Origin of the sequence: Qipengyuania thermophila (genome assembly GCF_004153605.1) — a bacterium.
Taxonomy (GTDB): Bacteria; Pseudomonadota; Alphaproteobacteria; order Sphingomonadales; family Sphingomonadaceae; genus Qipengyuania_B; species Qipengyuania_B thermophila.
Genome location: NZ_SDSI01000001.1, coordinates 106,903 through 120,140 on the forward strand (window position 1 = coordinate 106,903; position 13,238 = coordinate 120,140).

Annotated in this window: 12 protein-coding genes and 1 tRNA gene; 6 read left to right on the top strand and 7 right to left on the bottom strand. The window is 66.2% G+C overall.

Features of this window, described 5'->3' with window-relative positions; all coding sequences use genetic code 11:
• Positions 1-70: 70 nt before the first annotated feature.
• Positions 71-604 (top strand): J domain-containing protein, encoded by a 534-nt coding sequence (locus ETO60_RS00535; protein ID WP_130001803.1) that lies wholly within the window; start codon positions 71-73, stop codon positions 602-604.
• 240 nt (positions 605-844) lie between these two features.
• Positions 845-2,182, top strand: coding sequence for a DEAD/DEAH box helicase (locus ETO60_RS00540; protein ID WP_130001805.1), 1,338 nt, complete (start codon positions 845-847; stop codon positions 2,180-2,182).
• A gap of 48 nt (positions 2,183-2,230) precedes the next feature.
• On the opposite strand, the gene ETO60_RS00545 is transcribed toward ETO60_RS00540, so the two are convergent.
• Positions 2,231-3,550 (bottom strand): cystathionine gamma-synthase family protein, encoded by a 1,320-nt coding sequence (locus ETO60_RS00545; RefSeq protein WP_130001807.1) that lies wholly within the window; start codon positions 3,548-3,550, stop codon positions 2,231-2,233.
• A 227-nt stretch (positions 3,551-3,777) separates the two neighbouring features.
• Here ETO60_RS00545 and ETO60_RS00550 point away from each other — a divergent pair, with 227 nt between their 5' ends.
• A complete protein-coding gene (locus ETO60_RS00550) occupies positions 3,778-4,419 on the top strand; it encodes a hypothetical protein (RefSeq protein WP_130001809.1) in 642 nt (213 codons plus the stop codon).
• Positions 4,420-4,443: 24 nt separating this feature from the next.
• Here the strand turns inward: ETO60_RS00550 and infC are convergent, their stop codons facing one another.
• Both infC and pdeM read right to left on the bottom strand, forming a co-directional pair.
• On the bottom strand, positions 4,444-4,965 hold the full coding sequence (gene infC, locus ETO60_RS00555) for a translation initiation factor IF-3 (protein WP_130001811.1): 522 nt from the start codon (positions 4,963-4,965) through the stop codon (positions 4,444-4,446).
• Positions 4,966-5,058: 93 nt separating this feature from the next.
• A complete protein-coding gene (pdeM, locus tag ETO60_RS00560; protein ID WP_130001813.1) occupies positions 5,059-5,760 on the bottom strand; it encodes a ligase-associated DNA damage response endonuclease PdeM in 702 nt (233 codons plus the stop codon).
• Positions 5,761-5,805: 45 nt separating this feature from the next.
• Here pdeM and hemF point away from each other — a divergent pair, with 45 nt between their 5' ends.
• Entirely contained in the window at positions 5,806-6,663 is an 858-nt protein-coding gene (gene hemF, locus ETO60_RS00565; RefSeq protein WP_130001815.1) for an oxygen-dependent coproporphyrinogen oxidase, read from the top strand.
• Positions 6,664-6,673: 10 nt separating this feature from the next.
• Here the strand turns inward: hemF and ETO60_RS00570 are convergent, their stop codons facing one another.
• Together ETO60_RS00570 and ETO60_RS00575 are read right to left on the bottom strand one after the other, a co-directional pair.
• Entirely contained in the window at positions 6,674-7,762 is a 1,089-nt protein-coding gene (locus ETO60_RS00570; protein WP_234026241.1) for a glycosyltransferase, read from the bottom strand.
• Complete coding sequence (locus ETO60_RS00575; RefSeq protein WP_130001819.1) at positions 7,755-9,032, bottom strand: hypothetical protein; 1,278 nt, start codon at positions 9,030-9,032, stop codon at positions 7,755-7,757. Before ETO60_RS00575 ends, ETO60_RS00570 begins: the two co-directional genes overlap by 8 nt.
• Before the next feature lie 160 nt (positions 9,033-9,192).
• On the opposite strand from ETO60_RS00575, the gene ETO60_RS00580 reads away from it, so the two are divergent.
• Positions 9,193-11,280, top strand: a complete 2,088-nt coding sequence (locus ETO60_RS00580; RefSeq protein ID WP_130001821.1) for a RelA/SpoT family protein — start codon at positions 9,193-9,195, stop codon at positions 11,278-11,280.
• Positions 11,281-11,310: 30 nt separating this feature from the next.
• Here ETO60_RS00580 and ETO60_RS00585 read toward each other — a convergent pair whose 3' ends face one another.
• The gene (locus ETO60_RS00585) at positions 11,311-11,673 is read right to left on the bottom strand and encodes a hypothetical protein (protein ID WP_130001823.1); all 363 of its coding nucleotides are present in this window, start codon (positions 11,671-11,673) and stop codon (positions 11,311-11,313) included.
• 154 nt (positions 11,674-11,827) lie between these two features.
• Positions 11,828-12,820, bottom strand: coding sequence for a peptidylprolyl isomerase (locus ETO60_RS00590; RefSeq protein WP_130001824.1), 993 nt, complete (start codon positions 12,818-12,820; stop codon positions 11,828-11,830).
• 99 nt (positions 12,821-12,919) lie between these two features.
• Between ETO60_RS00590 and ETO60_RS00595 the strand changes: the two genes are divergently transcribed.
• Positions 12,920-13,010: transfer RNA gene (locus ETO60_RS00595), tRNA-Ser, on the top strand.
• The last annotated feature ends 228 nt before the right edge of the window (positions 13,011-13,238 follow it).

Sequence of the window (13,238 nt, forward strand, 5' to 3'; positions counted from 1 at the left end):
CAGCAGTGGAACGGCTGGTCTTGAACATGCGCGGGTCCTATGCTGCGCCGATGCCGTTCCGGTGCATCTCGTGAGCAGTTCACGTCGATCCCTCGACTGGGGATTTCCTCGCTGGCGCGGCTACGGCAGCTCTCGCGAAGCGGCACAGGTGCGTCTCTGCGACCGGCACGGGTGCGAGGAACCGGGCGATTGCCCCGCACCCAAGGCGCCCAACAGCACGGAGCGGTGGCATTTCTGCCGCCGGCACGCCGCCGAATACAACAGCCGCTGGGACTACTTCGCCGGTCTCGAGGCGGAGGAACGCGAACAGCGCGTCCGCTCTGAACGGCACACGGCCGACGGCTATGCGCGGGCGCAGCACTACGGCTGGGCAAGCGATGGCGACGGCTCGCGCTCGGCCGACGAGATGCGGGCGCTCGGTGTGCTCGGCCTCGACGCCGACGCCGACATGGCCGCCGTCAAGCGGGCGTGGCGCGAACGCGCCAAGCTCGTCCATCCCGATGTCCGCCCCGACGACGCCGACGCGGCGCAGCAGTTCCGCCGGCTCCAGCTCGCCTACGAGGTTCTGAAGGCGGCCGAAGAACGGCGGACGTGGCGCGGCTGATCCCCGGGGGACGCAGCCACGCGCGGCGGCCGCCAAGGTATCGCTGGTTGACTTTCCGGCTCCACACGCCCACATGGCCCGCAGACGGGACGCTTTGGCAGCGTGAAACGGCGGCGAAGAGGCCGCGAGCTGCGCCCCGTCATGTCCAAGAGCTTCCCTTTTCACGCGGGTCGTTCCGAACCCGCTTCGCGCGTGGCTCGGCCTCGTGCGTCGCCGCACATGAAAGCGACACCAAATCCAATGTCATTTGAACTGCTCGGGCTGTCCCAGCCCGTTCTCCAGGCGCTCAGCGAAAAAGGCTACACGGCGCCCACGCCCATCCAGGAACAGGCGATCCCGCTGGTCCTGCAAGGCCGCGACCTGATGGGCATCGCCCAGACCGGCACCGGCAAAACGGCCGCCTTCACCCTTCCCTCCATCGACCGGCTGCGCGCGGCCGAAAGAGGGACGCCGCGCCGCTCGTGCAGGATGCTGGTGCTCGCTCCGACACGCGAGCTGGCGGGCCAGATTGCCGATGCCGCGCGCGATTACGGCGCCTTGTCAGGGCTCTCCACCGCGGTCATCGTCGGCGGCACGTCCGTCAACCGCGACCGTCAGAAGATGGCGCGCGGTGTCGACATTCTGGTCGCAACGCCCGGACGCCTTGTCGACCTGCTCGATCAGGGCGCGATGACGCTGAACCATGTGGAGATCCTCGTGCTCGACGAGGCCGACCAGATGCTGGACCTCGGCTTCATCCACGCGCTGAGGAAGATCGTCGGCCTGCTGCCGCAGAAGCGGCAGACGCTGCTGTTCTCGGCCACCATGCCCAAGGCCATCAAGGATCTGGCGGCGCGGTATCTGCGCGAGCCGGCGCATGTCTCGGTGACGCCGGCGGCGACGACTGCCGAACGGGTGACGCAGTATGTCTGCCATGTCAGCCAGCCGGAAAAGCAGGCGCTGCTCACCCTTTCGCTGAGCAAGGGGCTGGCATCGGACGAGATCGACCGCGCGCTGGTGTTCACACGAACCAAGCATGGCGCCGACCGGGTGGTGCGCCATCTCGACAAGGCCGGCATCCGCGCCAACGCCATTCACGGCAACAAGAGCCAGCCGCAGCGCGAACGGGCTCTGGACGAGTTTCGCCAAGGCCGCGTCCGCGTGCTGGTGGCGACCGACATCGCCGCGCGCGGCATCGACATTCCGGGCGTGAGCCACGTGTTCAACTTCGAGCTGCCGAACGTGGCCGAACAGTATGTCCACCGCATCGGCCGCACCGCGCGGGCGGGCCGCGACGGCTCGGCCATCGCCTTCTGCGCGCCGGACGAGAAGGCGTATCTGAAGGACATCGAGAAGCTGACCCGCCAGACCTTGCAGCCGATCCCCTTGCCGCCGTCCTTCCGCGCGGCGGTGGAGCAGCTCGGGAGAATGCCGGAAGAGCCTTCGCGGCAGGTGCACAGCCGGCCCGAGCCGCGCCTGAAGGTCCAGGCGAAGCCGGCACCGCACCGCGGCGCGCGGCCGCCGCAGGGCGGCGAGCGCGGACGGGCGGGTCGCGGCGGAGGCCGGCGATCGAGCGGCGGAGCGCGGGCGGCGCGCTAGCGAGCGGAGCGCTTTCTCTCTTGCCGGGGAGAGAGAAAGCGGTTCCCGTCAGACTGCGCCGAGCGCCTGTTCGAAGTCCGCAATCAGGTCGTCCGCATCCTCGATCCCCACGCTGATCCGCACGAGGTTGTCGGAGATCCCCAGTTCCGTCCGCCGCCCCTGAGGCACGGACAGGTGGGTCATTGACGCCGGGTGGCTCGCCAGGGTTTCCGTGCCGCCGAGGCTCACCGCGAGCTTGGCCACCTTCAGCGCGTCGAGGAAACGGAAGCATTCCTCCTCCCCGCCCTTCAGGAACACGGAAAAGGTCGAGCCGGCGCCGAGGCAATGGCGTTCGTAGATGTCCTGCTGGCGCGGATCGCTGATGAAGCCGAGATAGCCCAACCCCTCCACCTTCGGGTGGTCGCGCAGGTAAGCGCAGACCTTGGCGGCGTTCTCGCCTGCGCGCGTCATGCGCAGTTCCACCGTCTCGAGGCTGCGCAGCAGCATCCAGGCGGTGTTCGGGTCGGCAATGCCGCCCATCGTGTTGCGCAGGGAGCGGACCGGGTTCATCCACTTCTTCGCCCCCGCCACACTTCCCGCAACGAGGTCGCTGTGACCGCCGACATATTTGGTCAGCGAATAGGCGACGATGTCGGCCCCGTGCTCCAGCGGCCGCTGCCACAAGGGGCCGAGAAAGGTGTTGTCGATCGCGATCGGAGGGCCGTCCGCGCCGAACGCCGCGTCGCGCGCATCGCGCACCGCCTGCACATCGACCAGCGCATTGGTCGGGTTGCCGGGCGACTCAAGGTAGATCATCGCCACCTTGCCTCCCTGCTCGGACGCCATCTCGGTCGCGCGGGCAAGGATGTTGTCGAGTTCGTCGCGGGTCGCGCCGGCGGGGAAATCGACATAGGAGACGCCGAACCGGCTCAGCGTCTTGGCGACGAACCCTTCGGATGCGGCGTAGAGCGGCCCGGAGTGGACGATCACGTCGCCGGCCGAACAATAGGCCATCATCAGGATGCAGATCGCGGTCATCCCGGAGGAAAAGCACAGCGCGTCCTCGGCCCCGTCCCAGATGGCCAGGCGGTCCTCCAGAATTTCCTGGTTCGGCCCGTTGAAACGCGAATAGACGAGGCCCTCCGCCCCGCCCTCGCGGATGCCGGTGATCCCCTCGAAATGCCGCTTGCCCGCCGCCGCGGATTCGAAGGCGAAGGTGGAGGTGAGAAAGACCGGCGGTTTCAGCGATCCTTCCGACAGCACCGGATCGTAGCCATAGCCCATCATCAGCGTCGCAGGCTTGAGCCTCCGGCCATTGAGGCTCGTCACCTCCGGCTTGGGCTTGCGCCGGGGGAGCGGATTGCCGGACGAATCGAGTGCATCGGGCATGAAAAAACCTTCCTTGGTCGTGTGGCCCCCAGGAAGGCGGGGGCAGGTCGTGCCGGAGGGGCGCTGGCGATCCTAACCTCCGCAGGACCGCATCTCCGCCACCAGCAGCATGGGAGGCGACGATTAACGGGGGCACGCGGCGCTTTCAATCTCCGGCCCGCCCGACCTCGGCACGACGTCGCGCGGGTTCAGGGGCGTGCAAGCTCCCCTCGGTCAGGATTCGGAACATGATCCGCCTGCCTGCCGCCCCGTGCCTGCTCGCCGCTCTCCCCGTTGCGTTTGTCGCGCAGGCGCAGTCGCCATCTGCCGAGCAGTGGGAGATCGGTCCTGTCGAGCGCGGACGCAGCCTGTCGCCCGGCATGCCGCCCACGCTGGAGGCCACGCGCGACGGACCGGCGTTCCGTTTTCCGCAGCCGAGCGCCGCAGCAGGCCATGTGCACTACGTCACCGTTCCCGTCAGCTCGCTGGAACGCGCGCGCCGGATCACCCTGCGCTACCGGATCGATGCCGCCCCCGGCGTGCGCTTCGTGCCGCAGGAAGCGCCGCATGAAGAAGCCAGCCTGTCGCTCTATTTCCAACAACGCGGCGATGGCTGGACCCGCCGCTTTCCCACCCACCGCTGGTACGCGCCGTCCAGCAAGGTCATGCCCCTGCGTCCGGGCACGCACACGGTGACGGTCGCCATGAACGAGCCGTGGGTCGCGGTCCTCGGCGGCACTTCCCACGATCTGCCCGAGGACTTCGCCGCGGCACGGCGCGACACGGCGCGCGTGGGCTTTGTCTTCGGATCGGCAGCGAGCGGGCGCGGCCATGGCGTGTTCGCCACCGGACCGGCTCGTTTCACCATTCTCGACTTCCGGATCGAATAGTCCCGGTAGCCGGGCGATTGAAGCTTACTTGGGCGAGAGCACCATCAGCATCTGCCGGCCTTCGAGGCGGGGATAGGCTTCGACCTTGGCGGTTTCGGCCACGTCCTCCTGCACCCGCTTGAGCAGGTCCATCCCGAGCTGCTGATGCGCCATTTCGCGCCCGCGGAAACGCAGCGTGATCTTGACCTTGTCGCCATCCTCGATGAAGCGCGCGACGTTGCGCATTTTGACGTCATAGTCATGATCATCGATGTTCGGGCGCATCTTGATCTCTTTGATGTCCTGCGTCTTCTGGGTCTTGCGCGCCGCGTTGGCCTTTTTCTGGGCCTCGTAGCGGAACTTGCCGACGTCGAGGAACTTGCACACCGGCGGATCGGCGTTGGGCGACACCTCGACGAGGTTCAGCCCGAGTTCGGCCGCCTGTTCGATGGCTTGCCGCGTGTACATGACGCCAAGGTTCTCGCCCTCGTCGTCGATGACGCGGACCTTGTCAGCCTGAATGAAGTGATCGAAACGCGGGCCGCTCTTGATCGGCGGCTGAAGCATGCGGCGAGGCGGACGGGGTATGGGGCAGTCTCCTGGTGTTGCAGATCAGGCGGGCTATGTAGGCGCGAAGCGGCGCCCGCGCCAGAGGTTTGCTCAGGCGTTCCGCTCCCAGAGGCGAAATTGCACCAGCTTGTCTCCGGCGCGCAACACGGCGCTGATCTTCTCGGCCGGTTGCAGCGCCTTGATGATGGCTGGATCGTTCGCCGCCATGCCGCCAGTGAGGGTGCCGAACGCCGGGAGCACCAGCCGCTCCGCCCCGTCGCGCGCGCAGGCCAGAACCGCGCACGGCCGGCTGATCCGCCGGCGGCCGACACGCACCTGCACCCGCGGATGGAAGTGACCGGACATCTCCGGCCGCACCTCTCCCGCTCGGGCGATGTGGCGCAGGACCGCGCGGCCGAGCTGCAGCTCCTCCACCCGCTCGCCGCCGCATTCGGCGGCGCCCGACGTGGCCGGACCATCGTGATTGCCCGTGATCCAGACCCAGTGCACCGCCCGGGTCAGCGCCTGCAGCATCCCGCACACATGCGGGTCGAGCCGTGCCGCCCCGTCGGGATCGTGGAAGTTGTCGCCAAGGGTGATCACGCGGCGCGCGCCCGTCTCCCGAATGGCGAGAGCCACGCGCTCCAGCGTCTCGCGGCTGTCATAGGGCGGCAGGAACTGGCCGTGGCGGGCAAAGAAGCTGGCTTTTTCCAGATGCAGGTCGGCGACCAGCAGCGCCTGCTCGCGCGGCCAGTACACGGCGCGCCCGGCCGCCAGCAGCATCGCCTCGCCTGCGAACGAAAAGGGAACCATGGGCGGCCCTTGCCCCCCTCGGCGCCATTTGGCAAGAGCGGTTCCATGACGCCATGGCAGCACGAAGTCGAAGCGGCCCGCGGGTGGTTCGAGTCGCTGCGCGACCGGATCTGCGCCGAGTTCGAGACCATCGAACGCGAAGCCGGCTCGGATGCGTCGTTCGAGTATGTTCGCTGGGAACGCGAGGAGGACGGCAACCCTGATCCCGGCGGCGGCACGCGCGGCCTGATGAAGGGCGCGGTGTTCGAGAAGGTCGGTGTGAATGTCTCCACCGTCCATGGCCGCTTCGCCCCGGCTTTCGCGGCCACCATCCATGGCGCGGACGAGCACAACCCGCAGTTCACCGCCACTGGCGTCAGCCTGGTCGCGCACATGGCAAATCCCCACGTGCCCGCCGTGCACATGAACACCCGGTTCCTCGTGACGGGCAAGGCGTGGTTCGGCGGCGGGGCGGATCTCAACCCTCCGATCCCGTACGCCGACGACACCGAGGCGTTCCACGCCCGGCTGCGCGCGGCCTGCATGGCGCACAACCCCACCTATTACGAACGCTTCGCCAAGTGGGCCGACGAGTATTTTTTCATCCCCCACCGCGGGGTCGCCCGCGGTGTCGGCGGCATCTTCTACGACCATCTCGAATGCGACGACGAGGCCGCGTTCCAGCGTCATTTCGCGTTCACCCGCGATGTGGGCGAGGCGTTTCTCGACATCTTCCCGCAGCTGGTGCGGCGCCGCATGGCAAGCGCCTTCACCGCGGACGACAAGCGGCGCCAGCTGGAGTGGCGCGGGCGCTATGCCGAATTCAATCTCGTCTACGATCGGGGCACGTTGTTCGGCCTCAAGACGGGTGGCAACATCGACGCCATCCTGATGTCCCTGCCGCCGGAGGCTGTCTGGAGCTGAGCGCGGCCACCTAGAAGCTGCGCCGGCGCCAGACGAAGATCGACGACGCCGCGAAGTTCCAGACCGTCCCGACGACGATCCCTGCGAATGCCGCCAGCCACCACTCGTAGTGGAGCGAGAAGGCATAGGAGGCGATCCCGACATTGCCGAGCAGCCCGATGCTGCACACCAGGTAGAAGCCGAGCAGCCCGGTGAAGAAGGAGACGCCCCGCCGCCTCGCGTCGCGATAGGTCAGCATGTTGTTGAGGATGTAGTTCCCGGTCATCGCCGTCACCGTCGCCAGTGTCTGCGCCGCGACAAAGCTCGCACCGGCGGCGAAGAAGGCCAGTGCGAAACTCGCATAATGGACGATGACCCCGAGCCCCCCGACCAGTGCGAAGAAGACGAGCCGGGCGGGGATGAAGCGCCCGACCGTCTTGTCGAGCAGCAGCAGGCCGAACTGAAGCAGCACCGCGGTGTCGAGCTTGCTTTCGCCATGCTGCCTTGTGCGGAACACATAGGGCAGCTCGGCGACCTTCAGCGCCCTTGGAGAGCTGGCGAACAGATCCAGCAGGATCTTGTAGCCTTCGCCCGAAAGATTGCGCACGGCCGCATCGAACGCCTCGCGCCGGATCATGAAGAACCCGCTCATCGGGTCGCTGACCGGCGCCCGCAGCACCTTTGTGGCAATCGCGGTGGCAAGGCGGCTCATCCGCGCCCGCTGCGCGCTCCAAGCCCCGACACCCCCCTCGCCCGCGTAGCGGGTGGCGACCACCACATCCGCGTCCGTCGTGCGCAGCGTGGCCAGCATCCGCGGCAGCAGGGTCTCGTCATGCTGCAGATCCCCGTCGATTACGGCAAAGACGGGCGCCGGACTGCTGAGCATCCCCTCGATCACCGCCGTCGACAGGCCCCGCCGGCCGATCCGGCGGATCACCCGCACCGGATGACCGGCCTCGTGCAGGGCCAGGGCCTGCGCCGCCGTGCCGTCGGGCGAGTCATCGTCGACAACGATCATCTCCCACGCCTCACCGGCCAGCGCGTCGCTGAGCCGCGCATGCAGCAAGGGCAGGTTGTCGGCCTCGTTGTAGGTCGGAACGATAACGGAAAGTTCAGGCATATGTGCTTGCAATCCTCGATGAAGACGAGATTGCATCCCGTCGCAATGATGAGACGAGTGCACACGCCACGATCGCGATCATCGCAGCGTCGGCAGGCTGCCGAAATCTCCAGCTGCCCCAACTGATCAGTGCCACCCCGATGACGAACAAGGGCATGAGCGCAAAGCGCGCTTGCTCGCGCGCCATGCGCGGGTGCCGCCAGACAGCTATTAAGAATGTCACCACAAGGGCGATGATCGGCAGCGAGGCGAACAGGATCTGACGCAGTTCACTGTTTCGCCATGGATAGCCGGTCCACTGATAGGCAAGCTTGCGCAGTGTGAGGTAAGCTGCCGCTGCTGGCGCCGACGCAATCCACTCGAACGTGCGCCTTTGCAGGAGACGATCTTGCTCTGTGTATGGAAGATCTTGTTCTTCCGCGCTCAGATACCCGTTGCCGCTGACCGGCAGCCACTTTCCTGGCCCCGTCCATGTCGATCGTCGCTCAAGCTTTGCAACCCCCTCTGAAGTGGACAACAGAACCGGGTTGAGACCTCCCGCCATAGTTTCGCCACCGTTGGCGGTCAGGAGCACCGGTGTCCCGAGCTTGTGCGACACGTGAATCGACCATGGCAACACGGCCAAAGCGAATCCGGCCATGACCAGAAGCCAGTTGCGTGCTGCCGAGCGAAGCTGCCCGCACTCCAGCCACACCATGAGCAAGACAATCGGCATCAGCAACTGATACATCGTTCGCACGTGAGCAAGCGCACCCAACAGAAGGCCCGCCGCCAACCAGCGTGCCGCATGACTAGACCCGCCAGTTCGCGGCATGACTGCCAAAGCTGACAGCAACAACGGGAGAGCAAGAGTTTCGCTGTACAACGACGCCGCGATGAAGATCTGGGGAGGCCAAAGGGTTAATGCGGTGCCCGCGAGAAGAGCCGCGCTTCGGCTCGCTCCGTTCCGACGAAGCGCAACGGAGAGCAGCGGTGGAGCGGTGGCGGCAATCACGCTGACGGCTATCTGCACGAAAAGGAAATCGTCGCTGACCATGCGCAGGGCTGCAAGAAGCGCGGGAAATCCCAAGGTTCTGCGACCGGGATCATCGAACCGACCTTCAATTAAGCCGGCACTGAGCTGCCAATATTCCCATTCGTCGTAATCAAGCGCCTGAACATCCGAGCGATAGAAGAAGGCCAATCCTGCGAATACATAGATACAGGCAGCAACCGCAAACAGCGGTAGAAGAAAGGCGAGGAATGATCTGCTGTTCAGTGAGCCGTCCATGCGCTCGACTGCGCTTCGAAAAGCCATTCCTGCGCCCCCGCCTTGTATGCCTCGGTGCAACATCAAGCAACTGACCAATGTGGCATTCTCTTGCTTGCGCTGCCGCTCCTGACACAATCCCGTTGCAATGCAGCATGCCAGCCCACATCATCGTGTTCTGATGCTCAGGCAATACGAATTGGTCGAACGGGTCAAGGAGTACGATCCGGAAGCCGACGAGGCGCTGCTCAACCGCGCCTATGTCTACACGGTGCAGAAGCACGGCACGCAGAAGCGCGCCTCGGGCGACCCGTACTTCTCGCACCCGGTCGAGGTGGCCGGGCTGATGACCGATCTGAAGCTCGACCAGGAAACGATCGCGACCGCGCTGCTCCACGACACGGTCGAGGACACGCTCACCACCATCGAGGACATCGAACGCAATTTCGGCCCCGACGTCGCCCGGCTCGTGGACGGGGTGACCAAGCTCAGCAAGATCGAGCAGATGCCCGAGAACGAGCGGGCGGCGGAGAACCTGCGCAAGTTCCTGCTCGCCATGAGCGAGGACATCCGGGTGCTGCTGGTGAAGCTCGGCGACCGGCTGCACAACATGCGCACCCTCAACTTCATCAAGAACCCCGAAAAACGGCAGCGCATCGCACGCGAGACGATGGAGATCTACGCGCCGCTGGCCGAGCGGGTCGGCATGTACGAATACATGCGCGAGATGCAGCTCCTTGCCTTCGAGCAGCTCGAGCCCGACGGCTACCAGACGATCACGCAGCGGCTGGAGCAGATCAGGCGGCAGGACAAGGGGCAGGTGGATGCCATCGCGCTCGACATCAAGCACGTTCTCGCGCAGGCCGGAGTGCGGGTGGAGGTCACCGGCCGCGAAAAGCACCCCTACTCGATCTGGCGCAAGATGGCCGAACGCCACGTCACCTTCGAACAGATCACGGACATCATGGCCTTCCGGGTCATCTGCGAGGATGAACTCGACTGCTACCGGGCGCTGGGCGTGCTGCACACCACCTGGCAGTTCCTGCCCGGCCGGTTCAAGGACTACATCTCCACGCCCAAGAGCAACGGCTACCGCAGCCTGCACACCGCCCTGCTGTACGAAAACTCGATGCGGGTCGAGGTGCAGATCCGCACCCGCGAGATGCATCGGCTCAACGAGTTTGGGCTGGCCGCGCACTGGGCCTACAAGCAGGGCGCGCGCCCCGACGGTCAGGTCGGCTGGCTGCGCGACCTGATCGAGATCGTCGACGCCAGCAACGACCCCGAGGAACTCCTCGAGCACACCCGCATGGCGATCTACCAGGATCGCATCTTCGCGTTCACCCCCAAGGGCGCGCTGTTCCAGCTTCCCCGCGGCGCCACGCCGGTGGATTTCGCCTTTGCGGTCCACACCAATCTCGGCCTGCAGACGGTGGGCGCCAAGATCAACGGCCGGCATGTGCCGCTGCGCTCGCAGCTTGCCAATGGCGACGTGGTCGAGATCATCAAGAACCCCGAGGCCGAGCCGCAGCTGTCATGGCTGGGCTTTGTCGTCACCGGGAAGGCCCGGGCGGCGATCCGGCGCGCGGTGCGGGCGCGAGAACGTGCCGAGGTCGCGGCTCTCGGGCAAAAGCTGTTCGACGAGATCGCCAGCCGCGTTCCGGCGCGCATCGGCAAGAAGGCGACCCGCGCGGCCGTCGCCCGCCTCGGAATGGAGGAGGAGGAGGAGCTGATGTACGCCATCGGCGCCGCCAAGCTCAGCGACAAGGAAGTCATGGAGGCGCTGGTGCCGGGGTGCACCGCCGAACTCGGGCCGGAAGAGGACTGGAAGCAGAAAGGCGCAATCTCCATCCGCGGCCTGTCTCCCGGCGCGGGGTTCCAGTTGGCGGAATGCTGCCATCCGGTGCCCGGTGACCGGATCGTCGGCCTGCGCCGCCCCGATCAGCCGGTCGAGGTGCACAACATCGACTGCCTCGCCGTGGCCAAGGCGCTCGACGCCGACTGGCGCGATCTCTCGTGGGGTCCGCGGTCCCAGGGTGCCGTCGGCCGGATGCGGGTGACCCTCTACGACCGGCCGGGCACGCTGGCGGAAGCGGCCGGGATCATCGCGCGCAACCTCGCCAATGTGCGCGGACTGCACCAGACGCACCGGGATCCGCCGTTCACCACCTACGAGGTGGACGTCGAGGTGCAGGATGCCAAGCACCTTCACCGCATTCTCAGCGCCCTTCGCGCCAGCGATGCGATCAGCGGCGCGGAACGGGTCTGAACACGCGCGCGCCTGTGTGGCCCGAGCGGCTCAGAACTCGAGCTGGTCGTCGCCGTCGCGGATGCGCCACCGCACCAGACGGCACACATCGACATCCCGCCTGATCACCTCACGTCCGGTCCGCATCGTGACCTTGAGGTCGTAGCGGCAATAATCCGTCCCATCGTAGAAATTGATCACCCGCGTGTCGCCGGGAGCGATGGTTTCGGAACCAAGAATGTCCTCTTCGTAGGTGTCTCGCGAGATGTTCGAGCCTCGCAGCTCCCAGATCGCGATTGACGCCTCGTTGATGACGAGAACGCGCCGATCGTTGCCGTCCGGATCGGACGCGGACGCGCCGCTTGCCGACAGGCCCAACGCCGCCGCACATGCCAATGCCCACAGATGCTTCATCCCGAGTCTCCCGCACTATCCTCTTGAACGCGTTGCAGCTGCTGTTCCTTCAGCGCGACGACCCGGCTGCGCGGTTCATCGTAGGGGCACGCGGCGGCACTGCAACAGCAATTCACCCGGACGGCGGCCGTCTGGGTGAGGAGGCACCCGAACGTCAGGGCGCGGGAAGGCGCCGCACCGGCACCGGAATGTTGCAGACGTCCGCACCGCCCGCCGGCTGGATGAAGAACGGGTCGCGCCGGTTCGCCCGCGCGTCAGCGTAGGCGGCGAAGGTCGCGCTCTCGGTCGAGAGGTACTGGAAGCGCGGACGTGTCTGCTGGCCTGCCGCTTCGCTGCTTGAGGCCGGGTCGGCTTCGGGCAGGTCCCTGGCCAAGCGGATCGAGACGATCGGCACCCGCTCCTGCGGGGTCTTGTAGAACCCCAGCGCCTCCGTCCCGCGTGGCAGGCTGGAGAGGTGCTCGATCCCCTCCACCACCCGCCCGACCAGCGCGATGTTGCGGTCAAGATGCCGCGGCGCATGGCCGATCACCGCGTACAGTTCCGCGCCTGATCCGGTGTCCGGCGGCATCCCCCGCCCCACGCCGACCATGCCGTAGCAGTGGACGGGCCACTCGCGAGCGCCGTCTGTCGAGACTGGCCAGCCGCGCCTAAAGCTCGCACCGGGAGCGTATGGATCACACAGCCATACCGACCTGACTTTCGAGCGATCTCCGCACGGGTTCATCAGAACGGCAATGGCATTTAGTTGATGGGCGTAGTCGGCCCTGTCCATGACCCGCAGCCCCGCCGGCAGCTTCTTCGCCTTCGCCGCGTCTTCTCCGTCCGGGTCGCCCCATTGCGCGACGTAATTGTCCTGCACCCGGTTTACGCTCAGCCCGTCATACCATCCCGCTCGCGCCAGCGTGCGGATGTTCTCCACCCACCCCTGGCTGAAAGGCGGCGGCATCAGCTGGATGACCACCTGCCGCGGCTTGCCCCCCGCATCGGGTGCCAGCGTCATCACCAGCAGGTCGGACGGGGCGATGGCGACCCAGTCGGACGCCGGCGCAGCGGCGACGATCTCGTTCGGGGATCGCCGGTCCTGTTCCCGTGCCGCCCCGGATGTGGCGACGACGGCAGCGACGAAGAGGAACGCGGGCTTCAGCATGGAAGCAGTGTGACACTGCCTGCGACCTGGGAAAAGCGCGAGCCTTGCGCCTGTCCACAAGCCTGCTAAGGCGCACAGCCTGTCCGTCCAGGGACATGCGGAGCGGTGGCCGAGTGGTCGAAGGCGCACGCCTGGAAAGTGTGTATACGGCAAAACCGTATCGAGGGTTCGAATCCCTCCCGCTCCGCCATTCAACCCATTGGAATTGTTCTATTCCTTGGGTTGAGCGCGAAAAATCCCGTTTGTTTCAACGGTTATAGGCCATGGGCTGTCCACCGGGTTTAGCCGGATATGCCCCTCACCATGCTCTCTCGCGGCCGATATTCTCCAAAGCTCTCGACTACACCGGTTTCAGTGTAGAGCTTTATCTGACGTGACCCCCTGATTTTCCTCCACACCGATTAGAGTCTGGCCCTTT